20 protein-coding genes are annotated in these 26,562 nt (G+C 71.2%); 10 read left to right on the top strand and 10 right to left on the bottom strand.

All coding sequences use genetic code 11. The features are described 5' to 3' along the window. Positions 1-32: 32 nt before the first annotated feature. Positions 33-569 (top strand): TetR/AcrR family transcriptional regulator, encoded by a 537-nt coding sequence (locus E1288_RS31630; protein ID WP_132491782.1) that lies wholly within the window; start codon positions 33-35, stop codon positions 567-569. A 66-nt stretch (positions 570-635) separates the two neighbouring features. Further along, positions 636-1,700: an NADH:flavin oxidoreductase/NADH oxidase gene (locus tag E1288_RS31625; RefSeq protein ID WP_132491780.1), complete on the top strand. Its 1,065-nt coding sequence runs from the start codon at positions 636-638 to the stop codon at positions 1,698-1,700. Positions 1,701-1,944: 244 nt separating this feature from the next. Here the strand turns inward: E1288_RS31625 and E1288_RS31620 are convergent, their stop codons facing one another. Further along, the gene (locus E1288_RS31620; protein WP_132491778.1) at positions 1,945-4,446 is read right to left on the bottom strand and encodes an ABC transporter permease; all 2,502 of its coding nucleotides are present in this window, start codon (positions 4,444-4,446) and stop codon (positions 1,945-1,947) included. Continuing rightward, positions 4,440-5,186: an ABC transporter ATP-binding protein gene (locus E1288_RS31615; RefSeq protein ID WP_132491776.1), complete on the bottom strand. Its 747-nt coding sequence runs from the start codon at positions 5,184-5,186 to the stop codon at positions 4,440-4,442. The genes E1288_RS31620 and E1288_RS31615 overlap by 7 nt, the downstream gene beginning before the upstream one ends. Positions 5,187-5,318: 132 nt before the next feature. Between E1288_RS31615 and E1288_RS31610 the strand changes: the two genes are divergently transcribed. Both E1288_RS31610 and E1288_RS31605 read left to right on the top strand, forming a co-directional pair. After that, the gene (locus tag E1288_RS31610) at positions 5,319-6,476 is read left to right on the top strand and encodes a sensor histidine kinase (RefSeq protein WP_235883932.1); all 1,158 of its coding nucleotides are present in this window, start codon (positions 5,319-5,321) and stop codon (positions 6,474-6,476) included. Next, on the top strand, positions 6,473-7,117 hold the full coding sequence (locus tag E1288_RS31605) for a response regulator (protein WP_132491774.1): 645 nt from the start codon (positions 6,473-6,475) through the stop codon (positions 7,115-7,117). The genes E1288_RS31610 and E1288_RS31605 overlap by 4 nt, the downstream gene beginning before the upstream one ends. An 85-nt stretch (positions 7,118-7,202) precedes the next feature. Here E1288_RS31605 and E1288_RS31600 read toward each other — a convergent pair whose 3' ends face one another. Both E1288_RS31600 and E1288_RS31595 read right to left on the bottom strand, forming a co-directional pair. Next, positions 7,203-7,697, bottom strand: a complete 495-nt coding sequence (locus tag E1288_RS31600; protein ID WP_132491772.1) for a Dps family protein — start codon at positions 7,695-7,697, stop codon at positions 7,203-7,205. Positions 7,698-7,907: 210 nt separating this feature from the next. Next, entirely contained in the window at positions 7,908-8,462 is a 555-nt protein-coding gene (locus E1288_RS31595) for an NADPH-dependent FMN reductase (protein ID WP_132491770.1), read from the bottom strand. A 172-nt stretch (positions 8,463-8,634) separates the two neighbouring features. Between E1288_RS31595 and E1288_RS31590 the strand changes: the two genes are divergently transcribed. Then, on the top strand, positions 8,635-9,699 hold the full coding sequence (locus tag E1288_RS31590; protein ID WP_132491768.1) for an alpha/beta hydrolase: 1,065 nt from the start codon (positions 8,635-8,637) through the stop codon (positions 9,697-9,699). Positions 9,700-9,902: 203 nt separating this feature from the next. Here the strand turns inward: E1288_RS31590 and E1288_RS31585 are convergent, their stop codons facing one another. Continuing rightward, positions 9,903-12,350 (bottom strand): LuxR C-terminal-related transcriptional regulator, encoded by a 2,448-nt coding sequence (locus E1288_RS31585; RefSeq protein WP_235883931.1) that lies wholly within the window; start codon positions 12,348-12,350, stop codon positions 9,903-9,905. Positions 12,351-12,373: 23 nt separating this feature from the next. Further along, positions 12,374-13,741, bottom strand: coding sequence for an Hsp70 family protein (locus tag E1288_RS31580; protein WP_165968359.1), 1,368 nt, complete (start codon positions 13,739-13,741; stop codon positions 12,374-12,376). Between the two features lie 285 nt (positions 13,742-14,026). Here E1288_RS31580 and E1288_RS31575 point away from each other — a divergent pair, with 285 nt between their 5' ends. The 3 genes from E1288_RS31575 (at position 14,027) to E1288_RS31565 (ending at position 18,994) form a co-directional block, all read left to right on the top strand. Next, a complete protein-coding gene (locus E1288_RS31575) occupies positions 14,027-15,280 on the top strand; it encodes an IniB N-terminal domain-containing protein (RefSeq protein WP_132491754.1) in 1,254 nt (417 codons plus the stop codon). Between the two features lie 163 nt (positions 15,281-15,443). Then, positions 15,444-17,249: a dynamin family protein gene (locus E1288_RS31570; RefSeq protein ID WP_132491752.1), complete on the top strand. Its 1,806-nt coding sequence runs from the start codon at positions 15,444-15,446 to the stop codon at positions 17,247-17,249. Further along, on the top strand, positions 17,246-18,994 hold the full coding sequence (locus tag E1288_RS31565) for a dynamin family protein (RefSeq protein WP_235883930.1): 1,749 nt from the start codon (positions 17,246-17,248) through the stop codon (positions 18,992-18,994). The genes E1288_RS31570 and E1288_RS31565 overlap by 4 nt, the downstream gene beginning before the upstream one ends. A 416-nt stretch (positions 18,995-19,410) precedes the next feature. Here E1288_RS31565 and E1288_RS31560 read toward each other — a convergent pair whose 3' ends face one another. From E1288_RS31560 to E1288_RS31545, 4 genes are all read right to left on the bottom strand, one after another. Next, positions 19,411-19,869, bottom strand: coding sequence for a Fur family transcriptional regulator (locus E1288_RS31560; protein ID WP_132491750.1), 459 nt, complete (start codon positions 19,867-19,869; stop codon positions 19,411-19,413). Positions 19,870-20,002: 133 nt separating this feature from the next. Continuing rightward, positions 20,003-21,478 (bottom strand): gluconokinase, encoded by a 1,476-nt coding sequence (locus tag E1288_RS31555; RefSeq protein ID WP_132491748.1) that lies wholly within the window; start codon positions 21,476-21,478, stop codon positions 20,003-20,005. 341 nt (positions 21,479-21,819) lie between these two features. After that, a complete protein-coding gene (locus E1288_RS31550) occupies positions 21,820-22,887 on the bottom strand; it encodes an aspartate-semialdehyde dehydrogenase (protein WP_132491746.1) in 1,068 nt (355 codons plus the stop codon). Beyond that, positions 22,887-24,152, bottom strand: coding sequence for an aspartate kinase (locus tag E1288_RS31545; RefSeq protein WP_132491744.1), 1,266 nt, complete (start codon positions 24,150-24,152; stop codon positions 22,887-22,889). Before E1288_RS31545 ends, E1288_RS31550 begins: the two co-directional genes overlap by 1 nt. Before the next feature lie 404 nt (positions 24,153-24,556). Between E1288_RS31545 and E1288_RS31540 the strand changes: the two genes are divergently transcribed. Both E1288_RS31540 and E1288_RS31535 read left to right on the top strand, forming a co-directional pair. Further along, complete coding sequence (locus E1288_RS31540) at positions 24,557-25,669, top strand: mannosyltransferase family protein (protein ID WP_132491742.1); 1,113 nt, start codon at positions 24,557-24,559, stop codon at positions 25,667-25,669. A gap of 55 nt (positions 25,670-25,724) precedes the next feature. Then, on the top strand, positions 25,725-26,348 hold the full coding sequence (locus E1288_RS31535) for a nitroreductase family protein (RefSeq protein ID WP_132491740.1): 624 nt from the start codon (positions 25,725-25,727) through the stop codon (positions 26,346-26,348). Positions 26,349-26,562 lie beyond the last annotated feature (214 nt).

Genomic DNA, 26,562 nt, shown 5'->3' with positions numbered 1-26,562 from the left:
CAGCCTGACCAGGAACGGAACAGAGGGCGAAGATGACCCAGCAGGACGACGGCCGCCGCGGCGAACTGCTCGCGAAGCTCCTGGACTACTCCGCGACGCACGGGCTCTCCGAGGTGTCGCTGCGGCCGCTGGCGGCGGCGGTCGGCTCCAGTCCGCGGATGCTGCTGTACTTCTTCGGCTCCAAGGAAGAACTGGTGCGGGAAGTCCACCGGCACGCCCGCGACGTCCAGCTCCGGCTCCTCGCCGACACCATCGGCGACTGCGCGGACCGGGCCGAGGTGCTGCGCGCCCTGTGGCGGTGGCTCAGCGATCCGGCGCACCACAACATCATCCGGTTCTTCTTCGAGAGCTACGCCCGCTCGCTGCATGCCCGCGGCGGCGCGTGGGACGGCTTCGGAGAGGCGAGCGTCCGTGAGTGGCTACCGCGGCTCCGGCAGGCGCTCGGCGGCTCCGGCACCGAGGCGACGCTGGCGCTCGCGGCGCTGCGCGGCCTGCTGCTCGACCTGCTCGCCACCGGCGACACCGACCGCGTCGAGGCCGCTTTCGAGGATCTGTTGCGCGCGCTCTGAGCGCCCGGATTGTGAGATGGCCGGAGCCGCGGAATACCTCGTTCCGCCAGGGCGTCAGAGCTGGCCGTGAGCCATCTCTTCGAACCGATCAAGCTTCGCGACGTCGTCGTCCGCAACCGCGTGTGGGTCGCGCCGATGTGCCAGTACTCGGCCGTCGACGGCCTGCCCGACGACTGGCACCTGGTGCACCTCGGCCAGTTCGCCACCGGCGGGGCCGGGTTGATCATCACCGAGGCGACCGCGGTGGTCCCGGAAGGCCGGATCAGCCCGCGGGACACCGGGCTGTGGAACGACGACCAGGTCGCGGCGTGGCGGCGGATCAACGACTTCCTGCACGCGCAGGGCGCGGCGACCGGGGTGCAGCTCGCGCACGCCGGGCGCAAGGCGTCCACGACCCCGCCGTGGGAGGGCAGCAACTGGGTGCCGGCGTCGGAGGGCGGCTGGGAGACGGTCAGCTCGACCGGCAACGCCTTCGGCAACCTGCCCGCGCCGCGCGCGCTGACCGAGGCCGAGATCGCCGAGCTGCCCGAGCAGTTCGCCGCGGCCGCGCGCCGGGCCGAAGCGGCGGGCTTCGACGTGATCGAGCTGCACTTCGCGCACGGCTACCTGGCGCACCAGTTCTACTCGCCGCTGGTCAACGACCGGACCGACCGCTACGGCGGCGACTTCGAGAACCGGGTGCGGGTGCTGCTGGAGATCACCGAAGCGGTGCGCGCGGCCTGGCCCGCGGACCGGCCGCTGCTCGCCCGCCTTTCGGCGACCGACTGGGTCGAGGGCGGCTGGACCGGCGAGGACTCGGTCCGCCTGGCCGGGCTGCTGGCGGAACGCGGAGTGGACCTCGTCGACACGTCGACCGGCGGCGCGGTGCCGAAGGCGGACATCCCGATCGGAGCGGGCTACCAGGTGCGATTCGCCCGGCAGATCCGCGCGGAGGCGAACGTCCCGACGGCGGCGGTCGGCCTGATCACCTCACCGGAGCAGGCGGAGGAGATCGTCTCGTCGGGGTCGGCGGACGCGGTCCTGCTCGGCCGCGAGCTCCTGCGCGACCCGCACTGGCCGCTGCGCGCGGCCGACGCGCTGCACGCGAACAACATCTGGCCGAAGCCGTACGAACGAGCCCGCCGGGTCTAAGCCGTCGCGGAAGAACCGGTGACCGGGCGCGCGGTCGCGCCTGGTCACCGCGGTGGGCCGGTCGGGGTTGGGGAGATCACCGCACCGGCCCTGCTCGGGAGGCTTGGGTCCGTGCGTGTTTGTGTCGCTGTAGCAGCACAAGACGCACACGGGCCGTTACGTGCCCAGCCTCGTCACGGGTCGTGAGTGTTTTGGAGTGTCCTAGCGCTCCAAAACACTCACGAGGCCCAGCAGAACCTTGCGGTCACTCCGTGGCTATCGCCTTCAGGACGTCGGTCCTGGCCGCTCGGCGGGCGGGCCACATCGCCGCCAGCACCGCGCAGATCGCGATGGTCACCAGGGACGCCGCGATGACTTCGGTCGGCATCGTGAAGTCCCCCAGGCGCTGGCCGAACATCGCGTGCTGCATCACCGCCCCCACCGGGACGCCCACCAGAACCCCGAGCAGCGCGCCGAAGATCGACACCACCGTGCTCTCCACCCGAATCGTCCGGCGCACCAGCAGCCGCGTCGCGCCCACCGCGCGGAACACGCCGATCTCGCGGGTGCGTTCCGCGACCGAGAGCATCAGCGTGTTCACGACGCCGAACAGCGCGATGACGATCGCGACGCCGAACATGGCGTACATCAGGGCGAAAGCGAACGCCTGCCGGTCGACACCGTCCTGGACCATCGACTCGCGGTCGCCGATGGTCACGTCCGGCCGGTCGCGGAAGGCGTCCTCGATGCTCTGCCGCGCGGCGGCGGGATCGGGCCCGGAGGCGTACACCGTCGTGACCTGCTTGCGCAGGGATTCGGGTGCCAGGCCGACGTCCAGGAAGAGGCTGGCGCCCAGTTCCGTCGCGTCGTAGACGCCCACCACGCGCTGCGTGACCGAGGTCTTGGCGTCCAGTTCCAGGGTGACCTCGTCGTTCATCCGCAGGCCCAGCATGTCGGCCTGGTTCTGCGAAACGACCACTCCGCGCGAAAGATCCGCGGTGCCCGCGGTCAGCTTCGGCGTGAGCACGGTGCCCAGGGCGGCGGGTTCGATCGCGGAGATCCGCCGCACCGTCTCGCCGCCCGGGTACGCGAGCTCGACGAGCACGTCGCGGCTCCCCGCCACCTCGGTGACGCCCGGCAGGCCGATGGCTTTGCGCAGCTCGGCCGGGGTGAGCGCGGATTCGCCGCCGGCGGCGGACTGCAGGACCGTCGTCCGGTCCGGCAGGTTCGCGCGGGTCGTCGAGGCGATCAGCGCGGCGAACGTCGAGCTGATCGTCGCGAACGAGCACACCAGGGCCAATCCGATGGTGATCGCCGTCGCCGTGCCCGCGGTGCGCCGCGGATCGCCCGCCGCGTTGCGCAGCCCGAGCCGCACGGCCGGCCCCGATCTCGCGAAGATCCGCGCGAGCGGGCGCAGCACCAGCTCGGCGAGCTGCGGCGCGAGCACGATCACCCCGATCACGCCGACGACCGCGCCCACCAGCGCGACGATCCGCGCGGCGTTCGACGAGCTGGGATCCGCCGTGGCGGTGATCAGCCCGGCGGCGATGAGGAGACAGCCGAGACCGAGGAAGTTCCTGCTGCGCTTGACCCCTCGCGGCACGACCGCGTCCAGGCGCAGCGCCGCGACAGGCGGCACGGCGGCCGCACGCCGCGCGGAGCCGTTGGCGGCCAGCACCGTCACCAGCACTGCGACGGCGTAGCCGAGCAGGACGGCGAACGGGGTGACGGTGAACGCGACCTCGTCGTCCGGGCGCAGCGCGGAGAGCAGCAACGGGGCGATCGCCACCCCGGCCAGCGTGCCGATCGTGCCGCCCGCCACGCCGAGCGCCACGGCTTCGGCGGCGATTCCCACCCTGACCTGCCGCTTCCGCGCGCCGACGGCGCGCAGCAGCGCGAACTGGCGGGTCCGCTGGGTCACCAGCACCGCGAAGGTGTTGGCGATGACGAACATGCCGACCAGCAGCACGACCGCCGCGAACGGCAGCATCGTCATCCGGAGGTCCTGCACGTCGGAGGCCGACTGCTCGGCGAGCGCATCGGCCAGGGCGCGGCCGGTCGTCACGTGGTGGTCGTCGGGGACCAGCGCGCGCACGGCGTCCGCGATCGCGCCGGGATCCGCGCCGGTCAGCTCGATCCGGTGGAAGCGGTCGCCGAGCAGGCTCGCCGCGGTCGCCGACTCGTAGGCCACGACCGGCACCGCATCCGAAGGATCGCTGGAGTCCACTATGGACTCGGGTCCGAGCTGGCGGTAGCCGAACAGCGCGGTCACCGTGGCCTCGTCGACCTTCCCCTCGGACAGCAGGATTCGCGCGGTATCGCCCACGGCGAGCCCGGCGGTCCGCGCATCCGACGCGTTCAGCGCGACCTGCCCCGGCCCGGCCGGCGGGCGGCCCGCCACCAGGTCGAAGCGCTCGTCGCCGCTCCAGTTCGTGGCCGCCCGGCCCAGGACCGTGCCGGTCTGGACGAGCTTGCCGTCGCGGCCGACGATCCCCGCCCGGCCGACGATCACGCCCTCGGCCCGCGCCACCCCGGGCACCGCGGCCAGTCGGTCCCGGTCCGCGGGCGCGAGCACCGGCTCCTTGCCGGGGCTTTGCACGGAAACGCCGACGTCGTGGCGTATTTCGCGGGCGGCGAGGGTGGCCGCGATGGAATCGGTGACCACCCAGCTCCCGACCGTCGCGGCCACACCGAGCGCGATGGCGAACAGCGTCATCGCCAACCGCGCCCGGTGCGCGAGCAGGTCGCGCAGCATGGTCCTCAGCATCGGGATGCGGTCCTCTCCATCGACTTCATGCGCTCCAGCACGCTGCCGGACGTCGGCGCGGAGATCTCGTCCACGAGCCGGCCGTCCTTGAGGAACAGCACGCGGTCGGCGTGCGCCGCGACGCTCGGCTCGTGGGTCACCAGCACGACGGCCTGCCCGAGCTCGTCGACGCTGCGGCGCAGGAAGCCGAGCAGCTCCGCGGCGGTCGCGGAATCCAGGGCGCCGGTCGGCTCGTCGGCGAAGACCACCTCGGGCCTCGTGACCAGGGCCCGCGCACAGGCCACCCGCTGCTGCTGGCCGCCGGAAAGCTGGCTGGGCCGGTGGTGCAGCCGGTCCTGCAGGTCGACTGCCTCGACGACCTTCCGCAGCACGTCCGGGTCGGGCTTGCGACCGGCGAGGTCGAACGGCAGCGTGATGTTCTCCAGCGCGGTGAGCGCGGGCAGCAGGTTGTAGGCCTGGAACACGAATCCCACGCGGTCCCGGCGGAGCCTGGTCAGCGCGTCGTCGCGCAGGCCGGTGAGTTCGGTGTCGCCGATCCACACCTGGCCCTCGTCGGGCTCGTCCAGGCCCGCGACGCAGTGCAGCAGGGTCGATTTTCCGGAGCCGGACGGCCCCATGATCGCGGTGAGCTCGCCGTGCCGGAACGCCACGTCGACGCCCGCGAGCGCGGTCACCCGGGAACCTCCCGCGCCGTAGTGCTTCGCCAGGCCCGTTGCCCGGACGGCCGATTTCGATGTCATGGCACGGAATCGTGCGCGCCCGGGCCGCTCCGGCACGTCACCGGAAAGGCCACGGCCGGCGCTAACTTTGGTTACGCCGAGCCTGAACTTCGGTGGGACGCCGGAGCGGGCCGGCCCGGCTACGGTCGTGGTGTGGCGAAGCGCATGCAGGTGGTGCTGCTGGCGGCGGTGGCCGCGGCGGGGACGTTCGTGCCGGTCAGCGGCGGACCGATCCCGTACCAGCTGGCGGTTTCCGGCGCGCCGCCGATCTTCGGCGTCCTGCTGGCCGCCGTGCTGGCGGCCGCATCGGTGACCTGCGTTCTGCTGCTGCCGCGCACGCCCTGGCCGACGATCGTGGCCGGACTGGTGTCCTGGCTGCTGATATCGGCCTGGGTGCCGCTGTGCGTCAGCTCGTACCTCGCCGCCCGCACGATCCGCGAACAGCGACGGCTGATCGGTTGCTTCGCGGTAGCGAGCGCGGCGGTGCTCCTGCCGACCGCCATCGGCCTGGCCTTCGGGCGAGCGGGTCTGGCGCTGGTGGACATGTTGGCCGCGCTCGGCGGCGTCGGCTTGTTCGTCGCCCTGCCGTTCGTGCTCGGCCTGTGGAACCGCTCCCGCCATGACGTGCTGGACGGCCTCCGCGAGCGCAGCACGCAGCTGGAGCGCGAGCAGGCCGCCCGCGCGGAGCAGGCGCGGATGCAGGAGCGGGCGCGGATCGCCCGGGACATGCACGACGTCGTCGCCCACCGGGTGTCGCTGATGGTGCTGCACGCGGGCGCGCTGGAGGTCAACGCCGCGGACCCGGGCACCGCCGCGACCGCGGAGCTCATCCGCACCACCGGCCGGGAAGCCTTGGCGCAGCTCAGGGATTCCATCGGCGTCCTCAAGAGCGCGACCTCGGACACCCACCTCGGGCCGCAGCCGACGCTGGTGGACCTCGACGGCCTGCTCGACCGGTCCCGGGAGGCCGGAATCCCGGTGCACCGGCACGACGAAGGGACGCCGCAGCCGCTGCCCACCCTGGTGGAGCAGGCGGCGTACCGCGTCGTGCAGGAGGCGCTCACCAACGTCCACAAGCACGCCGGAACGGCTCGCACCGATGTCGAATTGCGTTACGTGGACTCGGTTCTGGAGGTCGACGTGATCAACGAAGCGCCGCGGGCACCGGTCGAGCCGCTGCCCGGCAGCGGCATGGGGCTCGTCGGCCTGCGGGAACGCGTCGAGCTGCTCGACGGCTCCTTCGCGGCCGAACCGCGCGCCGACGGCGGGTTCGCGGTGTCCGCCCGGTTCCCGCTGGAGGAGCGCGCGTGATCCGGGTCCTGGTGGTCGACGACGAGGCGCTGGTCCGGGCCGGGCTGCGGATGATCCTGGAACCGGCGGCGGACATCGAGGTGGTCGGCGAGGCGGGCGACGGCGGCGAAGCGATCACCGCCGTCGCGAAGCACCGGCCGGACGTTGTCCTGATGGACGTCCGCATGCCGGGCGTGGACGGGCTGACCGCGCTGCGGGAGCTGCGGCGCTCCCCTGCCCCACCCCGGGTGATCATGCTGACGACGTTCGACCTGGACGACTACGTGCACACCGCGCTGCGCAACGGCGCGGCGGGATTCCTGCTCAAGGACACGTCGCCGCGCGACCTGGCCAACGCCGTCCGGATCATCGCCGAAGGCAGCGCCATGCTCACCCCGAGCATCACCAAGCGGCTGCTCGACACCTTCGCGGAGCTGGAGTCGCCGGCGGCCGCGGAGGCGCGGCAGCGGCTGGCGGCGCTGACCGAGCGGGAGGGCGCCGTGGTGCGCGCGGTGGCCAGGGGCCTGTCCAACGCCGAGGTCGGGGCCGAGCTGGCGATGAGCGAGGGGACGGTGAAGGTGCACGTCAGCCGCGCCCTGGCGAAGCTGAACCTGTCGAACCGGGTCCAGCTCGCGCTCCTGGTCCGCGACGCGGGCCGTTGAACGCTCCGGCCGCAAAAACCCGTGCGTACTTTGCGCTGCAATAGCGACACAACGTACGCACGGGCTCTGACCTGCGGAGATGTGGCTATTCGGCGAGCTGGGCCTGCCACATCCAGTGCGACTTCTCCAGCTCCGCGGCGATGCCGATCAGCAGGTCCTGGGTGACGAGGTCGGTCTTGTCGGTCTCGTCGATGCGGGCCCGCAGCCGGCGGATCAGCTCCGCCAGCGCGGCCACGATCGCCGCGACCACCTCGCGGTCGCTGCGCCAGTCCGAGTCGAACTTCGGCACGCCGGAGCCGTCGGCGACGGTCGCGGCACGCCCGTCGGGCGAGACGCCGATGGCGGCGGCGCGCTCGGCGACGTCGTCGGCGAAGCCGCGCGCGGTGGTGACCAGTTCATCCAGGTGGAGGTGCACGTCGTGGAACAGCCTGCCGACGACGTTCCAGTGCGCCTGCTTCGCCACCAGGTGCAGGTCGATGAGGTCCAGCAGGGTGCCTTGCAGCACCTTGCCGGTGATCTCCCGGTCCTGGTCGGCCAGCGGGCTGGAGATCGGGGCCTTCTTGACGGTCTTCTGGGCCATGAGCTGGGCTACCTCCTCGAACGCGAGCAGACCCCTCGAGGGTCCTGCCTCCGCGGTGCCCTCGCACGTCGAAGCCCCGTGCCCAGCGGGATCGCGGCCCCCCACGCCGCGCGCGGCCGCAATTTCAATGGAAATCGAAGGTCCGATTTCCATTGAAATTGCGGACCTCCACTTCTGGCGGAGCGTAGTGCGGGTGGCCGGGAGCGGGGGTCAGGTGCGGTTGGCGAAGTCGACGACCTGGTGGCCGATGGTGCGCAGTACGTTCGCCACCTTCTCGTCGGTGCACTCGCCGCCGGCCTCGAACTGCGTTTCGGCCGAGTTCACTGCGCCGCCCAGCGGCGTCGGCCAGCCGCGCAGGGCGTGCACCACGGAGCGGAGCGCCTGCAGCGTCGTCACCGTCGCCTGCCAGCCGTAGGCGATGCCGATGCAGCCTACCGCCCGGCCGTCCAGGTAGGGGCGCTCGTCGCCGCGCAGGTCCTCGGCGTAGTCCAGAGCGTTCTTGATCAGCCCGGAGATCGTGCCGTGGTATCCGGGCGAGGCGAGGATGACGCCGTCCGCCGAGCGCAGGGCGTCGACCAGCTCCAGCGCGTTGTCGGTGCGCTCGGTCAGGTGCGGGTCGTAGAACGGCATCGCCAGGCTGCTGCCGGTGATCGCGTGGACCTTGGCACCGGCCTCGCGAGCCCCGGCGAGCGCCGCGTGCAGCACCCGCTCGGATTGCGAGTCCGGTCGCACCGATCCGCCGATTCCCACCACGGTCACCGTCATGCGTTCGATCCTTTCACCCGCTGCCCGCGTCTGTCCCCCCTCCTGCGGGGCTGTCCGCCACGCTAGAACTTCGAGCGCGCTGGAGGTCAAAGCCGCCCGGCCGTGTCCCGGGCCACATCTACCTGCGGGTAACCTCAGCACCACTTGTCGCCTTCCGGGGAGGTCAACGCCGATGTCGAAGGTCCTCGAACTGGTGCAGCCGACGCTGGAGGCCGCGGTGGTCCGCGGCGTTTTCGCGCTCCCCAAGCCCGCACGGCGGCTCCTCGCGGGGCGCGCGATTCGACTGGACGACCAGGAACTCGCGCTCGATGCTCAACTGCTGCTCAAGTTGATGCGGCTGGCCGGCCACGAGCAGCTGTCGGCGGCCACCCCCGAGATCGCCCGCGCCGGGATGCGGCGGTCGACCAAGATCACCGCCGGCCAGGTGCCCGGCGTGGTGGTGGCGGACCGCCGGATCCCGACCGCATCGGGTGACCTGGCCGCGCGGCTGTACCGGCCGCGCGAGCTCTCCGAGCCGGGTCCGCTGCTGGTCTTCTTCCACGGCGGCGGCTGGGTCATCGGCGACCTGGACAGCCACGACGACCTGTGCCGGTTCCTCGCCAAGCACGCCGGCATCCGGGTGCTGTCGGTGGACTACCGGCTCGCGCCGGAGTTCCCGTACCCGGCCGCCCTGGACGACGCCCTCAACGCCTACCGGTTCGCCGTCGAGAACGCCGCCGAGCTGGGCACCAGCCCCGACGCGATCGCGGTCGGCGGGGACAGCGCGGGCGGCAACCTGGCCGCCTCGGTCGCGCTGCACGCCACCCGGTCCGGGCCGGCGAAGCCGGTGTTCCAGCTGCTGATCTACCCCGCCGTCGACGCCACCACCCGGCGCCGGTCGCGCGAGCTGTTCGCCAACGGATTCCTGCTCACCGACGGCGACATGGACTGGTTCATGAACCACTACGCGCCGGAGGCGGACGTCCGCGGCGACCCGCGGCTGTCGGTGCTGCTCGCCGAGGACCTCAGCGGGCTGCCGACCGCGCACGTCGTCACGGCGGGCTTCGACCCGCTGCGCGACGAGGGCGAGGAGTACGCGCGGCGGCTGGCGGAGGCCGGGGTGCCGGTGATCGCGCGGCGGTTCCCGGACCTGATCCACGGCTTCGCCAACCTCCGCCCGATCGGCGACCGCTTCCAGGAGGCGCTGTTCGAGATCGTCGGCACCCTCCGGGCCGGCCTGGAACTCCAGAAGGCCTGACCGCAAGGCCCGTGACCACCCGTGGACGCCGATGAATGCGGTTAGCGGAGCCGCCTGTCAAGCCAATCGGGTGAAGGCGCCGTTTTCGCGCGAAACCGTCATCCCGCAGGCGTGGGGACGCCGTTTTCGCGCGAAACCGTCACCCCGCAGGCGGGCAGAACGCCGATTTCGCGCGAAATCGTCGCCGGGCCGGGACCCGCTCGTCACTGGCCGAGGAGTTCGCGGAGGCGGTTGAGGAGGTCTTCTCGGTTGGCGCAGCCCAGGCGTTGCTTTATGCGGCTTATGTGGTGCTCCACCGTCTTCGCCGAGATGAACAGGCGCTTGCCGACCTGCTTGTAGGTCAGTCCGGCCAGCACCAGCTCGGCGACTTCCTTCTCCCGCTCGCTGAGCACATCGGTGTCGCCGCCGCGCACCGCCCGCGGCCGCGGCGGCTTGCCCTGCAGGGCCCGCGCGCATTCCAGCAGCGCGAGCATCGCGCGCCGGTCCTTCGTGTGGATCGCCGCCTGCCCCGCCAGCCGCGCCCCGTCCCAGGCCAGCCCGGCTGAGTGCAGCCCTCGCGAAGCCTGTTCCACCTCGTCCTGGTCCACCTGGCCGGTGAGGATCCGCAGCCACACGCGGGCGGCTTCGGCCATCGCAGCAGCCAGCGGGTTGTGGTGCGCCATGCCGTCCAGGTCCGCCGCGAGATGCCGCGCGTCGTCCAGATCTTCCAGCACGATCGCGGCCTGCAGGCGCTTCCAGGTGAGCATTGACGTCCACAGTGGAGGATTGCCGAGCCGCTCCAGCAGGCTGCGCGCCTCCGCCAGGTACGGCGCGATCCAGTCCTGGTCGCGCAGTCGCGCCGCCGCGACCACGAGTTCGCCCAGCGGCAGCAGGGCGAACAGGTCCACCGAGTGCTCGGCGACGGCCTGCCTCGCCTGTCCCCGGGCGGCGGCGAGGGCTCCCATGTCGTTGTCCCGGCTCGCGATGCCCGCCTCGATCGCGGTGGCCAGCAGCCGGTCGCGCGCCGCCGGACCGGCCGCGGCCTGGAGCTTCACGCGCGCCGTCACCGTGTCACCGCGCACGAGGGGCAGCCACGCCGCCAGCAGCCGGTGCCGGTGGTGCAGCAGCGGGCCGCCCGCGCTCGCACCGATCGCCCTGTCCAGCGTGGACTGCGCGACGTCCAGCTCACCGCAGTGCAGCGCGACCAGGGCGGCGATCGCAGCCGGGCTGTCCGGCACCAGGATGCCGCGGCCCACCGGCTCCGAAAGCGAGGCCGATCGAACCAATGTGGACAGTGCCGTCGCGGCCGAGCCGACGACCGATTCCCGCACTCCGGCGGCGAGTTGCGCGGCGGCGCCGGTGATCGATGTCGGCGGTCCGGCGTCGTCGGAGGAGCTGAGCAGCTCGTCGGCCTCGCCCAGTCGGCCGGAGCCGATCAGACCCAGCGCGGCGAACGCGCGGTCGCCGGGCCAACGCAGCTTCCCCACCGACCACCGGCACAGCTCGGCCGAACGCTCCAGCAGCCCTCGGTGCGCCAGAATGCTCGCCGCGACCTGCACGCCGAGTTCCTTGTCCGGCACCGCGTCGTCGACGATCACCTGATCCGCCAGGCGCAACGCCTCGTCGAGATCGCCGGCCACGGCGGCGGCGCGCGCCTGCCGCGCGGCCACCGACACCACCGGAGCCCCCGCCGACACCGCCGCGGCGAACAGCGGCCGCGCCAGGTGCGGGGCATCGCGCAGGGCCTCGTCGCCAGCCTTCTCGAACGCCGCGGCCAGGGTCGCTTCCGGCAGCAACGCGATGTCGGCCCCGAGCAGCGGACTGACCAGCGGCAACACCGAACCGCCGCGGGCCAGTTGGGTTTCGACGAGGCGTCGGGTCACCCGGAGCCGTCGTTCCCACGGCGCCAGCCGCAGCGCCGCCGCCCGGACGATCGGCAGCAGCACGTCGTCGGCGCCGACCAGGCCGGCGGCTCGCACCGAGAGCAGCGCGGAGCCGACCTCCGCCGGGTCGAGGTCAAGCAGCGCGGCGAGCAGATCGGGGTGCGGGGTCGCACCGATCGCCATCGCCATCACGCATTCCCGGCCGGCCTCGCCGAGCTGGTCCAGGTCGTGCTGGAACTGGTCGAGCGCGCGCGCCGGCAGCTCCGCCGCACCCGGCTCGGCCGCCGCGAGCACCCGGCTCACGTAGCGCGGCACGCCGCCGGTCTGCGCCTGCAGCCAGCCGACCCACTCCGGCGCAACCGCCCCGGCCTGCGCCGCGATCTCGTCGCGCCCGAGCGCGGCGAGCAGCACCGGCGCGCCGAGCTCGCCGATCAGCTCCGCCAGCGCCGCGGGCCGCGGCCCCGGCCGGTAGGCGACGACCAGCCGCGCGCCGGGCCGCCGGGCGACCTCGAGGAGCTCGCCGAGCACCGCCTCGTCGAGCCGGTGGGCATCGTCGACCAGCACCGCGCCGTCGCCGGCCCGGTCGAGCGCGTTCGCGCCGAACACCGGGATCCCGGCGTCGTGATAGGTGCGGGCGAGCTGCTCCAGCAGCGCCGTCTTCCCGTATCCGCCCGCACCTTGTACTCCGGCGACGAGCGATGCGGCCGGATCGGCGGCGATCACCGACCGCAGCCCGGCCGCGTGCCCGTCCGGTAGCAGGGCGGGACGGGATGTCGTCGAGTGGTTCACGCCTGGAGTCCTTGTCATCCGGGTCACTGGCGCATGTGCTGGATCGCGCTGAGGACGCCGCCGAGCGGCGCGTTGTTGGGCAGGAAGTAGGTGAGCAGCAGCCCGCCGATGATCAGCACGGCGGCGATCGACAGTTTAATGATCTTGATCCGCCGCGCCCGGTCCTCGTCCGGCGGTTCCAGCGGCAACGGCTCCACGTCGACCGGCGGGCGCGGCGCCTCCACCGGTTCCGCGTCGTCGTCGAACGACTCCTCGGGGCCCTCGATGCGCATCAGCACGCTGGTCTCGGCCACCGAACCCTGGTCGGTGTCGGTGGAAAGCACCTGCACCGCCGCCAGCGCGGCCCCGCCGGCCGCGGCCAGTTCGGGCGCGACGTCGACCTGCGGCGGCAGCTGCACCCGCTCGGCCACCAGCTGCTTCAGCAGCGGCGTGCGCGCGGTTCCGCCCGCCAGCACGACGGAATCGAGGTCGTCCGGCGACAGCGTCGCCGACTGCACCGCCTGCAGGATCAGCTCGGGAACCCGCTCCAGGTGCGGCCGGGCGAGCTGCTCGTACCGCGAACGGGACAACGCGAATTCCGTGCGCAGACCGGGCAATTCCACCCGCAGCTGCACGCCGGACTGGTGCGACAGCGCTTCCTTCGCCCGGACGCACTCCGCGCGCAGGTGGGCGAGGGCGGCCCGCTGGTTGAGATCGGCGAGGTCCAGCGCGTCCAGCCGGTCGCCGAACTCGGCGCGCACGGCGGCGAAGATCTCGTCGTCCAGGTCCTGACCGCTGGGGTGGTCGGCGTTCAGCGGCGACCCGACCACCTCGAACCCGCGCTCGCGCCGCCGCAGCACCGTCGCGTCGAAGCCGCTGCCGCCGACGTTGGCGATGACGATCGGCTCGTGCTCGGCGACCCGCTGCTTGGCGGCGTAGTCCAGGGCGACGGCCATCGGCTCGGCCACCAGCGTCACGTCGGTCAGCCCGAGCTGGACCAGCGCCTGGTGGACGAGCCGGGTGCGGTGCGGGCCCCAGGTGGCGCTGTGCGCGATGGCGATGTGCTCGGCGGGATGCCCCTGCCGGTGGGCGACCGCGTCGGCCACCCACTCGACCATCGTCGCGACCAGCCGCTGCGCCGGGATGAACTCGCTGCCCACCAGCAGCGGCAGGTCGTCCCCGAGCCGCCCGGTGAAGCCGCGGGCGACCCATTCGTGGTGGGTGATCTCCTGCCGTTGGGCGGCTTCACCAGCCACGAACGAGCCGTCCTGCACCTTGCACAGCACCGTCGGCACCACCGGCCCGGCCGCCAGCGGGACCGGCACGGCCGCCGCCCATCGGCTGCCGTCCCGGCGGGCGATGGCGGCCGTGGTCGCCGTCGCGCCTAGATGAATGCCCAGGACGTAAGGCATGCAATCCCTTCGTGTTACCGAATCGGCCACCATCGGGCGATGCCCTCGTGGCGCAGGGTGGACACAATTTAGCGCGTACTCGGTTACTCACAGGTGTCAGATGCCCCAACCTACCCCCCAATGGGCCACCTACCGGATCCCCTAATAGAGGTTCGAATAACTAGGAGTCGTACCCGATGGCTAGGGGGCCCCGTCGCCCTAACGTGATCGACAGAGGAGTGAGGGACCACGCAACCTCACTCGGACACCCAGCCGAGTAACCGCTGAGCATCGGGAGGCCCAACGATGGTGAACCCTCAGCACGCGGCCGAGTCCTCCACTCCCGACCCGGGGACGCACTCCACCACCGGCCCGTCGGACGAGCCGACGCTGCACGAGTTCCTCACGCGCCTCGTCAGCGATCCGGCAGCCCGATCGGCCTTCGACTCTGATCCGCAAGCCACGCTGGATCAGGCCGGCCTCGGGGGCATGACCGCGACGGACGTACTGCAAGCCACGTCACTGGTCCTCGACTACGCGCCGGTCGAGGTCGTGACCGAGTACGACCGCTCACTCCAGAGCAGCGTCGAGAAGTTCGCTGCGAGCACCCAACACGTCGCGATCAACCAACTGCATCCCGCACATCCGAACGAGCAGGAAGATCTGAGCATGCTGAAGAACCCCGCCCCCGCCGAAGACTTCGGTAAGAACGGCGACGTCGAGCCCACCATCCCGGCCGTCCCGGCGACCCCGGCTCCGTCGAACAACGTCGACATCGACGTGCGTCACAACGACACGGACTCGCACAACTTCATCAGCATCCACGACATCGCCAGCGGCAACGACATCGCCAACGGCAACATCGTCGGCAGCGTCGTGGGCAACACCGTCGGCCAGGTCGGCGACAGCCTCGCCCTGGGCGACGTCACCAACGTGGTGGGCAACACCGTCAGCGAGGTCAACCAGACCGCGACGCACGTCTTCGACACCAGCGTCGACCTGACCGCGGGTGCCGCCACCGTCGTGCACGGCGACGTCACCAACGTGGTCGACAACTCGACCAACATCGACGTCCTCAACGTCGTGAACGAGGCCCCGGTCGTCGGCGACATCGCCAACAACGTCACCAACGTGCTGGGCGACGTGACCACCAACGTGAGCAACGGCGACCTGACCTCGGTCGTCACCAACGCTCCGGTCGTGGGCAACGTGGTCGGCGACGTCACCTCGGTCGCCACCAACATCCCGGTCGCCGGTGACCTGGTCTCCAACGTCGCCGGTGGCGACGTCACCAACGTGACCGACAACGTGACCGGTGTCCTGGGCGACGTCCCGGTCGTCGGCGGCGTGGTCGACACCGTGGGTGGCATCGCCGGTGGCGCCACCAGCGGCGACGTCTCCGCCCTGCCGGTCGACGACGTGACCTCGGCCCTGCCGGTCGACGACGTGACCGCCGCCCTGCCGCTGCCGGCCCCGCAGGACCTGCCGGTCGTCGGCGACGTCGCCGGTGGCGCTCTCGACACCGTGACGAGCGCCCTGCCGCTGGACGGCGTGCTCTGAACGCAGTGAGCAACTGAATGCCGGGATCCGCGATTCGCGGATCCCGGCATTCTTCGCCTTTCGCTCGGAAAACTTGCACTTTTGGTACTCCCAGTGCACGCCTGGGATGTGAGTTCAGCCGTTTGGGTTTCTCTATTCGCCGCGGCACGCCACAATCGACGCCGTGATCGAGACGGCGTTGGTGGAACTGATCGATCGCGCGACTGCGGAATGTGCCGAGCAGCAACGCGCTGATCTGCACGGAAGGCTGCGGCAAATCCGCACCCGCGTGCTCGACCCGACGCAGCTCGTGCTGGTCGTCGGTGAGTCGAAGCAGGGCAAGAGCGCCCTGGTCAACGCCATCGTGAACGCGTCCGTGTGCGCCTCCGGCGACGACGTCACCACCGTCGTTCCCACCCTCGTCCGGTACTCCGACGAGCCGTCCGCCCTGCTCATCGAGCACGAGGCGACGCGCGGCCCGGCCGCCCTGGATCGCGTGCCGGTGCCGATAGAGCAGGTCGGCGAGCAGCTGGAACGCGCCCTCTCGCTCGGGCGCCCGGTCACCCGCGGCGAGATCGGCATCCCCCGCGCCGTGCTGCAGAACGGCCTCGCCCTGATGGACACGCCAGGCGTCGGCAGCGTGTCCTCGTCGCTGACGGCCACCACGCTCTCCGTCGTCGCCGAGGCCGACGCGCTGCTGATGGTCTCCGACGCCACCCAGGAACTGACCACCAACGAGCTGACGTTCCTCAAGCAGGCCACCGCGCTGTGCCCGAACGTCGCGCTGGTGCTGCCGAAGATCGACCGCACGCCGCACTGGCGGAAAGTCCACGAAGTCAACCGGAAGCACCTGGAGAACGCCGGGATAGCGGCCAAGATCTTCCCGGTTTCGGCCAACATCCGGATGCACGCGATGCAGGCCAGGGACGCCAACCTCAACGCCGAATCCGGATTCCCGCCGCTGCTGGAATTCCTCAAGGAGATGGCGGGCAAGCACGACAACATGACCCGGCGCCTGGTGGCGCACAACGTTTCCGAGGCGCTGACCCAGGTCAACGACGCGCTGCGCGCCGAGCTGGCGGCGCAGAACCCGCGCACCGCGGCCGAAACCCTGATCGAGCTGGAGACCGCGCAGCACCGCGCCGAAGACCTCCGGCGCGTCTCCGCCCGTTGGCAGAAGGCGCTCAACGATGGGGTTTCCGAGCTGTACACCGACATCGAGTTCGACTTCCGGGAACGCAGCTGGGCGGTGTTGCACCAGGTCAACGAGGCCTTCGAAACCGCGGACCCGCTGGAGGTCTGGGACGAGTTCCTCGACTGGCTCGAGGCGCGGCTCACCGACGCGATCGTCGAAACCTTCGAGTGGCTGGACCTCCGGCAGGCCCGGCTCGCCGAGCAGGTCGCCAACGAGATGCTCGCCGAACACGGGCGCAACCTGCCCGACCTGACGGAGCTCCAGCAGCCGGAACCGCTGGGCGAGGTTCCCGAGCCGAAGCTGCCGCCCGGCTCGGAGTACAAGCGCTTCGACCAGTTCCTCACCGGTCTTCGCGGCTCCTACGGCGGCGTGCTGATGTTCGGCCTGATCACCTCGGCGTTCCTGCCGCTGATCAACGTGGTGTCGATCTCGGCGGGCGTGCTGCTAGGCCTCAAGAGCCTCGGCGAGGACAAGGACCTGCGGCTGCGCCGCCGCCAGGCCGAGGCCAAGGCCGCCGTGCAGCGCTACGTGGAGCAGGTCATCTTCCACGTGAACAAGGAGGCCAGGGACGCCATTCGCGGCGTCCACCGGGGCCTGCACGCGCACTACATGCAGATCACCGAAGATGCCCAGATGGAGATCAGCCGGGCCATCCAGGAGATCAAGCGATCGGCGGAGCGCAGCGCGGTCGACCGCGACCAGCGTGCCAGGGAGATCCGGCAGAAGCTGGAAGAACTCGCGGTGCTGCAGCGGCGCGCGACGATGCTGACGCAGAACCGGATCACCGCGGCATGAGCGGCGATCCCCTGCTGGAACGCGCCCGGGCGCTGCTGATCCGCACCATGACCTTCTACCGGGACGATCCGCGCACCTCGACGTGGCTGCGCGGCCGGCTGGAGAGGCTGGACCAACCGCTGCGCATCGCCGTCGGCGGGCGGGTGAAGGCGGGCAAGTCGACGCTGATCAACGCGCTGGTCGGCGCGGAGCTCGCGCCCACCGACGCCGAGGAGCGCACCCAGGTCAGCACCTTCTACCAGTACGGGCCGGAACCGAAGATCCTGGTGCACACCCCGCACGGCGCGGTGCAGAACGTCCCGGTGACCACTTTGGACACCGGCACCATCCGCGACCTGCAGCACTGGCGGCCGGACGAGGTGTCCCGGCTGGTCGTCGAGTCGCCGACGCCGGGACTGCAGGCGATCACGCTGATCGAAACGCCCGGCGTCGCGTCCGCGGCGGTGCAGGAGACGGGCCGCTCCGCGCTCGCGCAGATCCTGTCCGAGGCGGACGCGGTGCTGTACCTGACGCGGTACCCGCGGCAGACGGACCTGCAGTTCCTCCAGTCCGTCAACGAATTGCAGACCGCCCGGTGCGTGCCGATCAACACGATCGTCGCGTTCTCGCGCGCCGACGAGACGGGCAGCGGCGGCGCGGAGGCGCTCGAAGCCGCCGAGCGGATCGCCGAGCGCTACCGCAACGACCCCACGCTGCGTTCGTTCGCGCAGCACCTGATCCCGGTGATCGGGCTGCTCGGGCAGGCCGTGGCGACGATGACCGACGACGACTTCCGGGCTCTGCACAACGTTGCGCGACTCCCCCAGAACGACCAGGACGCGCTGCTGCTTTCGGCGGATCGATTCATCAACAGCACCATGGAATCGACGCCGGGACCGGCCCGGCAGCGCCTCCTCGAACGGTTCGGCCACTACGGGGTCGTGCGGGCGTTGACGCTGATCCGCAGCGGCGTGACAGAGCGGAAGAAGCTGCAGTCGGCGCTGCTCGACGAGAGCGGCCTGAACCTGCTGCAGGAGACGGTGCACCAGCAGTTCGTTGAGCGGCAGGACGCGTTGCGCGCGCGGTCGGCGTTGCTGGCCGTCGACATGGTGCTGCGCGCGAATCCCCGTCCCGGCGTGCAGCAGTTGCGCGGCGAGTTCGAGCGGCTGCTGGCGAATGCGCACGAGTGGAACGAGCTGCGGCTGCTGTCGGCGCTGGATTCCGGGCAGGTGCGGTTCGCCCGCCCGCTGCAAGCGGAAGCGAAGCGGCTGCTGGGAGCGTTCGGCAGCGCGCCGCACGCGCGGCTCGGCCAGGACGAGACGGCGCTGGCCGTGGATCTGGCCGACGAAGCGGCCGCGGCGCTGTCGCGCTGGCGGGAGCAGGCGGTGAACCCGCTGCACGACCGGCCGCACCGCGACGCGGTCCGCACGGTCCTGCGCAGCTGCGAACGGCTGATCCTCCACCTGGCCCACGGCCCGCAGCAGCCGCAAACCCCGCAGCAGCCGCAGAGCTCGCAGCAGCCACAGAGCTCGCAGCACCAGCAGAATCCTCAACGCCAGCAATCCGCCCACGGTCAGCATGGCTCTTCGGTTCAGCACGGCCCCTCGGGCCAGCAGGGTTCCCCTGGCGCGCACGGCACTTCGGCACAGCGCGGAGCTCACTCGCAACCGGGCCCCCAGCGCCCGCAGCAAGGGCACCCGCAGCGGCACCACCACCCGCAACCCGGCCAGCCCCAGAACGCCCCTGGAACCCACGCTCGCGACTGACCACGATCCATTGTGGATATTGCGCACGCACCGGCTTTCGCGATGCTCAGCATCACCATCCATTGTGGATTGATCACGGCCTCGGTCTCGACGGCCGATTTCACCTGAAGCGACAGGGTGGTCCGACGCGATCACCGGCCCGGACGGGCGAAGACCCGGGAGACGGGGGCTCCCGGGTCTTCGCTCGTGGTGGTTGCCGCAGTCAGCAGCGGCGGGCCGACGTCGTCGGCCCTAGACCTCGGCGGCGATCTCGTCGCCGGTGCGGCCCAGCGTGCTCGCCGCGGGTCATGAGGGGTTCCAGTATGCCATCGGAAAACTGGAACCAGTCAAGAAAATGGGCACGCCGTGTTCGGACTCACTTGATCGACTGCGCCCGCATGTCCCGCTCAGGCCCTGCGGGCGCCCAGAACCCCAGGTCACGTCGCCGAGGAGCGGCAGTCCGGGCAGTAGCCCCAGAACACAACTTCCGCCTCGTCCACCTCGTAGCCCGACGTGGACGACGGCGTCAGGCAGGGCGCAGCACCGTGGACGCAGTCCACGTCCTCGGTTCGGCCACAGTTGCGGCACACCAAGTGGTCGTGGTTGTCGGCGGTACGGGCCTCGAAGCGCGCCGGATGACCGGCGGGCTCGATCCTCCGCAGCAGCCCGGCGTTGCTGCAGGCGTTGAGCACGTCGTAGACGGCCTGCGTGGACACCGAACCCAGCTGCCGGCGCACGGCGGTCGCCACCTGGTCGGCCGTCGCGTGCGGGTGGCCGACCAGCCACCGCAGCACGGCGAGTCGTGGTTTGGTGACCCGGAGTCCGACGGCGCGCAACCGCTCGCGCGGGTCATCCGCGCTGGTGGCGTGGTTGCTCTCGGCCGCGCTGAGGGTCATAGCGAGGCCCAGTATGCCACCGAAAAATTGGTCTGAACCAGAACTGAACCCGGTTGGTGCTCCGGATTGCTGCACCCGGTCCACCAGTTGCGACCAGTCGGCTCAACCGATCGGCGGGTCCGACCGGCGTCGGTCAGAGCTCGAAGTCGCGCAGCGTCGCGTGCAGCTGCTCCACCAGCGGTCGGCGGCGAGCCATCTCCCGGGCCGCCGCCGGGTCCGGCGAGACCTTGCTCTCCGGCGTCACCAGCTCCGCGGCGTGCTCCAGCGAGTCGAACTCGCCGAGCGCCCGCCAGCCCAGCAGCACCGCGCCGAGCCCGGAACCGCCGCTGCCCTCGGCCAGCTCCAGGTCGATGTCGAGCGCTGCGGCGATGGCATCGGCCCACAACGCGCTGCGGAAGCCGCCGCCGGTGGCCCGCACCGCACGCACCTCGGCCCCGGAATCGACCACCGCGTCCCGCACCAGCGCGAGCTGCTGCGCGACGCCCTCGACCACGGCACGCGTCATCTCGGCGCGACCGTGCGAGTGCCGCAGCCCGACGAACGAGCCGGTCAGGCCCGGCTCCCACCACGGGGCCCGCTCGCCGAGCAGGTACGGCAGGGCCATCAGCCCGTTCGCCCCCGCCGGCACCGCGGCGGCCTCGTCGAGCAGGTCCGCGACGTCGACCCCGAAGGTCTCCGAGGCCCACTGGGCGACCACCGCGCCGTTGCTCACGGCACCGCCGATCACCCAGAGCCCGTCGCCCATCGCGTAGCTGAACGTCCGGCACCGGTCGTCGACGCCCGGCCGGTCGCGCGTCACCCGCAGCGCCCCGCTGGTGCCGAGCGACAGCGCGGCGACACCGGGGCTGACCGCCCCGACGCCGAGGTTCGCCAGCGGACCGTCGCCGCCGCCGAGCACCACCGGAAGCCCCTCCGGCAGGCCGACGGCCTTGGCCACCTGCGGTTTCAGCGGCAGCGTGTCGGTCGGCGCGTGGATCTCCGGCAGCTGGTCGGCGCGGACGCCCGCGACCTCCAGCGCCGGCTCATGCCACCGCAGCGTCGTCATGTCCTGCAGGCCGCTGCCCGAGCTCAGCGAGTACTCGGTGACGAACTCGCCCACGAAACCGGCGACGACGAAGTCCTTCAGCGCGCACCACCGCACCACGTCACGCGTCAGGTCGGGACGACTTCCGGTCAACCAAGCCAGCTTCACCATGACCGACTGGGTGTGCACCGGCGTCCCGGTGGCCCGGTGCAGGGCCGACGAGGTGCCCCAGTCGGACCGCAGCCGCGCCGCCACCTCGGCCGCCTGGGTGTCGGCCCAGTTGAACGACGGCGTGGCCGGTTCGCCGGCCGAGTCGAGCCCGACGACCGTGTGCATCGAGGTGCTGAACGACAGCGCCGCGACCGGGTGGCCGTGCTCCTTCGCCCAGGCCACGCACTCGGCCAGCGCCTCGATCGCCGCGTCCCGGACCTGGACGGCGTCCTGCGTCGCCTCCCCGGGCTCCTCGGTGCGCAGCGGATACCCGCGCTCGGTCTGGTGCAGCACGTGAGCGTCGCTGCCCGCCGCGACGACCTTCGTCGCGGTGGTACCGAGATCGATTCCGAGGACGACCGGAGCATGACTCATGCCCCCAACCTAACCGCCGGATGCCGCAACCAAGCCGCTCAGGTCGCGGCCCCGCGCGCACATGAGCCGAGCGAATCGAGCCCGATACGCACAGCCACCGATTCGCGCTCCTTCCAGCAGGTTCGTAATGGCGCGACCTGTCCTCCGGCAGCGCCGTGAATTCGTCCAGGGTCAGCAGGTGATCGGGCGGGGAGATGATGTTCATGGGTCCACTGTGGCGGGCGCCCGTTCCGGCCTTCAAGGAGAATTGGACACAAACACACGTTCGAATGAACCCATATCACAAAAGGGCGCCCTCCCCCGTCTACCAGGGGGAAGGCGCCCTTTCGAACCCGTGGGGCTTACTTCGCGAGGGTTTCGGCGATCTCGTAGGTGTTGAGCGCCGCGCCCTTGCGGAGGTTGTCGCCGCAGACGAAGAAGTCCAGCGTGTTCGGGAAGTCCAGCGCCTGCCGGACCCGGCCCACGTACGTCGGGTCGCCGCCGACCACGCCGGCCGGGGTCGGGAACACGCCGTTGTCGTGGTCGTCCTGCAGGACGATCGTCGGCTGCGCCTCGAACACGCGGTGCGCCTGCTCGACGGTCACCTCGCGCTCGAAGGTGGCGTGCACCGCCAGCGAGTGCGTGGTCACCACCGGCACCCGGACGCAGGTCGCGGAGACCTTCAGGTCCGAGATGCCGAGGATCTTGCGGGACTCGTTGCGGACCTTCAGCTCCTCGGAGGTCCAGCCGTCGTCCTTGCGCGAACCGGCCCACGGCACCACGTTGAGCGCCAGCGGCGCCTTGAACGGCGTCTCCTCCGGCAGCCCGGCCGCGGCCAGCGCCTCGGCGACGTCGCCGGCCCGCTGGCCGACGCCCTTGCCCGCCACCGCCGCGATCTCCGCGTACAACCGGTCGATGCCTTCCTGACCGGCACCGGAGGCGGCCTGGTAGGAGGAGACGACCAGTTCGCGGAGGCCGAACTCGCGGTGCAGCGCGCCCAGCGCGGCCATCATCGACAGCGTCGTGCAGTTGGGGTTCGCGATGATCCCCTTCGGGCGCTCGTGCACCTTCTCGGCGTTGACCTCGGGCACCACCAGCGGCACGTCGGGGTCCATCCGGAACGCGCCGGAGTTGTCCACCGCGACGGCGCCGCGCTCGGCGGCCACCGGCGCCCACTGCGCGGATACCTCGTCCGGCACGTCGAACAGCGCGATGTCCACGCCGTCGAACGCCTCCGGCGCGAGCTCCACGACGGTGAGCTCCTGGCCGCGCACGGTGATCTTCTTGCCCGCGGACCGGGCCGAGGCGATCAGCCGGATCTCGCCCCACGGCACCGACTCGCGGTTGTTGATGATGTCGATCATGACGGTGCCGACCGCGCCGGTGGCACCCACGATTGCCAGCGTCGGCGTCTTCTTCTCCTGGGCCATCAGCGACCACTCCCCGCGTACACGACGGCTTCCTCGTCGCTGCCGAGTTCGAACGCGCCGTGCAGGGCGCGCACCGCGTCGTCGAGCTGGGTGTCGCGGATCAGCACCGAGATCCGGATCTCCGAGGTGTTGATGATGTCGATGTTCACCCCGGCGTTGGACAGCGCCTCGCAGAAGGTCGCGGTGACGCCCGGGTGCGACCGCATCCCGGCGCCGACCAGCGAGACCTTGCCGACCTTGTCGTCGTAGACGACCTGCTCGAAGCCGACCTCGTCCTTGATCTTCTCCAACTCGGTGACGGCCACCTCACCGTTGCTGCGCGCCACCGTGAAGGTGATGTCGGTCAGGCCGGAAGAGGTGCTGGAGACGTTCTGCAGCACCATGTCGATGTCGATCTCGGCGTCCGCGACCACGCGGAAGATCCGGCCCGCGACACCCGGGTTGTCGGGCACACCGCGCACGGTGACCTTGGCCTCCGACCGGTCGTGCGAGACGCCGGTGATCATCGCCTGTTCCACGGAAAGGTCCTCCACTGAGCCGGACACGATCGTTCCGGGCTTGGGTGAGTAGGAAGAGCGGACGTGCAACGGCACGCCGTAGCGGCGGGCGTACTCGACGGCGCGCAGATGCAGCACCTTCGCGCCGGTCGCCGCCATCTCCAGCATCTCCTCGTAGGTGATCCGCTCGAGGTGCTGGGCGTCGGGCACGATGCGCGGGTCGGCCGTGTACACGCCGTCGACGTCGGTGTAGATCTCGCAGACGTCGGCGTTCATCGCGGCGGCCACCGCGACCGCCGTGGTGTCCGAGCCGCCGCGGCCGAGCGTCGTGATGTCCTTGGTGTCCTGGGAGACGCCCTGGAACCCGGCGATCAGGACGACCTGGCCCTGCTCCAGCGCCTCCTGCACCCGGCCCGGGGTGACGTCGATGATCCGCGCGTTCTGGTGCGCCGAGGTCGTGATCACGCCGGCCTGGGAGCCGGAGAACGAGCGTGCCTCCGCGCCGAGCGACTCGATCGCCATCGCGACGAGCGCGTTGGAGATCCGCTCCCCGGCGGTCAGCAGCATGTCGAGTTCCCGCTCCGGCGGAGCCGGGTTGACCTGCTTGGCGAGGTCGAGCAGCTCATCGGTGGTGTCGCCCATCGCAGAGCACACGACGACCACGTCGTGGCCCGCCTTGCGGGTCTCCACGATGCGTTCGGCTACCCGTTTGATGCGATCAGCACTTTCGAGTGAGGAACCGCCGTACTTCTGGACGACGAGCGCCACGTGAAACAAACCTCCTCGACCGTGCGGTCGTCCCGGGCGCGGGTTGTCCCCGCACTGACACCGAGTGGACGAAGGAGCACCCCGGCACACCGCGTGGCGGGCCGGAGGGCCCCGCGACCGGGCAGGTGACAGCGTCGGCCCACCGGGCCGAAACGGCCTCCTACCAGGTCGCTCCGCTGCCGGACTAGCCTACCGAACCGGTACCGCCCGACCCCAATCCCAAATGCCGCCACTACCCTGTGGGACGCGATTGTCGACAAGAGCGGAGGACCGGGTTGTCCACCCCTCCAGGAGCGATCGATCCACCTCTGAGTGATGTTGGAAACACCGCGGCTACGCTGCGGAAACAACCGGACTCAGGGTTGCCCGAGTGGCCGCGCCGGGGATCGCCGCGGCAGCGCCGGATGATCGTCGCTTTCGCCCCTGCTGTGGTTTACCTCGCAATCCGGCTGGTCGGACTGCTGGTGCTGGCGTGGCTGTCGGCCGCGAACGACGAGGCGTTGGTCGACAACCTGCAGGCCTGGGACGGCCACTGGTACCTGGAGATCGCGGCGAACGGGTACGCCGACGTCGACCCGAGCATGGTCGACGGTTTCGGGAACCGCTATCCCGAGACGCCGATGGCGTTCTTCCCCGGCTATCCGTGGCTGATCATGGCGTTGTCGCTGGTCCCGGGCGTCAGCGTCACCGGCGCGGCGATCACCGCGAGCCTGGCCTGCGGCGTGGTGGCCGCGTACGGGCTGGCCCGGCTGGGGCGCCTGGTCGGCGGCTCGCGCCTCGCCGGGTTGCTGCTGGTCGTGCTGTTCGCGGCGGCCCCGATGTCCGTGGTGCTGTCGATGGCGTACTCCGAGGCGCTGTTCTGCGCGTTGGCGATCTGGGCGATGGTCGGGGTCGTCGAGCGGAACTGGCTGCTGGCCGGGCTGTGCTGCGCCGGTGCCGGGCTGGTGCGGCCGACGGCCGCGGCGCTGATCGGGGTCGTCGGGCTGGCCGCGCTGGTGGCGATCGTGCGCCGCCGGGACACCTGGCGCCCGTGGCTGGCGATCGTGCTGGCGCCGGCCGGGATGCTGGCCTACATCGGCTGGGTGGGGCTGCAGACGGACAGCCTCACCGGTTACTTCGCTCTCCAGCAGCGGGGCTGGTCGTCGGCGTTCGACGGCGGGCAGGCCACGTTCAAGTTCATGATCGAGGCGCTGGCCACGGACAAGTCGGTGCTCGAGACGTTCACGGTGTGGATCGTGCTGGCCGCGCTGGTGCTGCTGGTGCTGTGCGTGCGGCAGCGGATGCCGTGGCCGCTGGTGGCGTTCGCGGCCGCCGTGGTGGTGCTGGACCTGGGTTCGGACGGCTTGATGTACTCCAAGGTCCGCCTGATGCTGCCGGCGTTCCCGCTGCTCATCCCGGTTGCGATCGGGTTGGCCCGGCGCCGGACGACGACGGCGGTGACCACTGCGGTGCTGCTGGTGTTCTTCGGGTCGTGGTTCGGCGCCTACTCGCTGACGGCGTGGCAGTACGCGATCTGATGGACATCGGCGCGGGCGGCGGACAGACTCGCCACTAGCGATCCAGGAGGTGCCCGTGACTGCCGAGGAGTACACCGCCGAGGTTCCGGCGAGCAAGCCCGCCGAGACGTCGGTGCCGCTGCACCCGCTGCTGGCCGAGAGGTGGAGCCCGCGCGCGCTGGACCCGGCCACGGCGATCAGCGACCGGCAGTTCACGGCGTTGTTCGAGGCGGCCAGGTGGGCGCCGTCGTGGGGCAACACGCAGCCCGCGCGGTTCATCGCGGCGCGCCGGGGCGAGGCGACCTTCGACCGGATCCACGGCACGTTGTCGCGCGGCAACAAGGGGTGGACCTCGAACGCGGCGGCGCTCGCGATCGGCGTCGCGCGGGTGGTCGACGAGGACGGCGAGCCGATGCCCTACGGCGAGTACGGGCTGGCGCTGGCGGCCCAGAACCTCGTGCTGCAGGCCGTCGCGGAGGGCCTTTACGCGCACCAGATGGCCGGCATGGACCGGGACGCCGCGCGCGCCGAGTTCGGCGTGCCCGCCGAGTTCGAGCCGATGGTCGCGATCGCGGTCGGCGGCCTGGGCACCTTGGACGGCATGCCGGAGCGGCTGCAGGAGAAGGAGCTGCGCCCGCGCATCCGCAAGCCGCTGGCCGAGCTGGTCTTCACCGACACCTGGGGCGAGCCGCTGTTCTGAGCCGTCCCTCGCGCACCATCTGCCGCGAACTCGACCGCCGGCCTGATGTCCTACCGGGCATTGCCGCCGTGGGGCGCCGTTTTCGCGCTTGGTCTCAAGGGGTGGGTGCAACATCTCCTGGAATGATCTTGGTGGAGGTGTTGTGGTGTCGGTGGTCGAGCGGCATGGCGATGAGGTGTGGCGGCTGTGGTTGGAGGGGTTCGGGCAGCGGGAG

The organism is Saccharopolyspora elongata (assembly GCF_004348985.1).
GTDB classification, from domain to species: Bacteria; Actinomycetota; Actinomycetes; order Mycobacteriales; family Pseudonocardiaceae; genus Saccharopolyspora; species Saccharopolyspora elongata.
Note: the sequence above shows the minus strand (reverse complement) of the source record. Positions and strands in the feature narration are given on the sequence as shown.

Coding starts and splice junctions, on each gene's coding strand:
- E1288_RS31595 (WP_132491770.1), bottom strand. CDS start 8,462: ATGACGGTGACCGTGGTGGGAATCGGCGGATCGGTGCGACCGGACTCG.
- E1288_RS31620 (WP_132491778.1), bottom strand. CDS start 4,446: ATGCTGAGGACCATGCTGCGCGACCTGCTCGCGCACCGGGCGCGGTTG.
- E1288_RS31630 (WP_132491782.1), top strand. CDS start 33: ATGACCCAGCAGGACGACGGCCGCCGCGGCGAACTGCTCGCGAAGCTC.
- E1288_RS31560 (WP_132491750.1), bottom strand. CDS start 19,869: ATGACCCTCAGCGCGGCCGAGAGCAACCACGCCACCAGCGCGGATGAC.
- E1288_RS31565 (WP_235883930.1), top strand. CDS start 17,246: ATGAGCGGCGATCCCCTGCTGGAACGCGCCCGGGCGCTGCTGATCCGC.
- E1288_RS31600 (WP_132491772.1), bottom strand. CDS start 7,697: ATGGCCCAGAAGACCGTCAAGAAGGCCCCGATCTCCAGCCCGCTGGCC.
- E1288_RS31540 (WP_132491742.1), top strand. CDS start 24,557: ATGATCGTCGCTTTCGCCCCTGCTGTGGTTTACCTCGCAATCCGGCTG.
- E1288_RS31590 (WP_132491768.1), top strand. CDS start 8,635: ATGTCGAAGGTCCTCGAACTGGTGCAGCCGACGCTGGAGGCCGCGGTG.
- E1288_RS31615 (WP_132491776.1), bottom strand. CDS start 5,186: ATGACATCGAAATCGGCCGTCCGGGCAACGGGCCTGGCGAAGCACTAC.
- E1288_RS31580 (WP_165968359.1), bottom strand. CDS start 13,741: ATGCCTTACGTCCTGGGCATTCATCTAGGCGCGACGGCGACCACGGCC.
- E1288_RS31575 (WP_132491754.1), top strand. CDS start 14,027: ATGGTGAACCCTCAGCACGCGGCCGAGTCCTCCACTCCCGACCCGGGG.
- E1288_RS31550 (WP_132491746.1), bottom strand. CDS start 22,887: ATGGCCCAGGAGAAGAAGACGCCGACGCTGGCAATCGTGGGTGCCACC.
- E1288_RS31555 (WP_132491748.1), bottom strand. CDS start 21,478: ATGAGTCATGCTCCGGTCGTCCTCGGAATCGATCTCGGTACCACCGCG.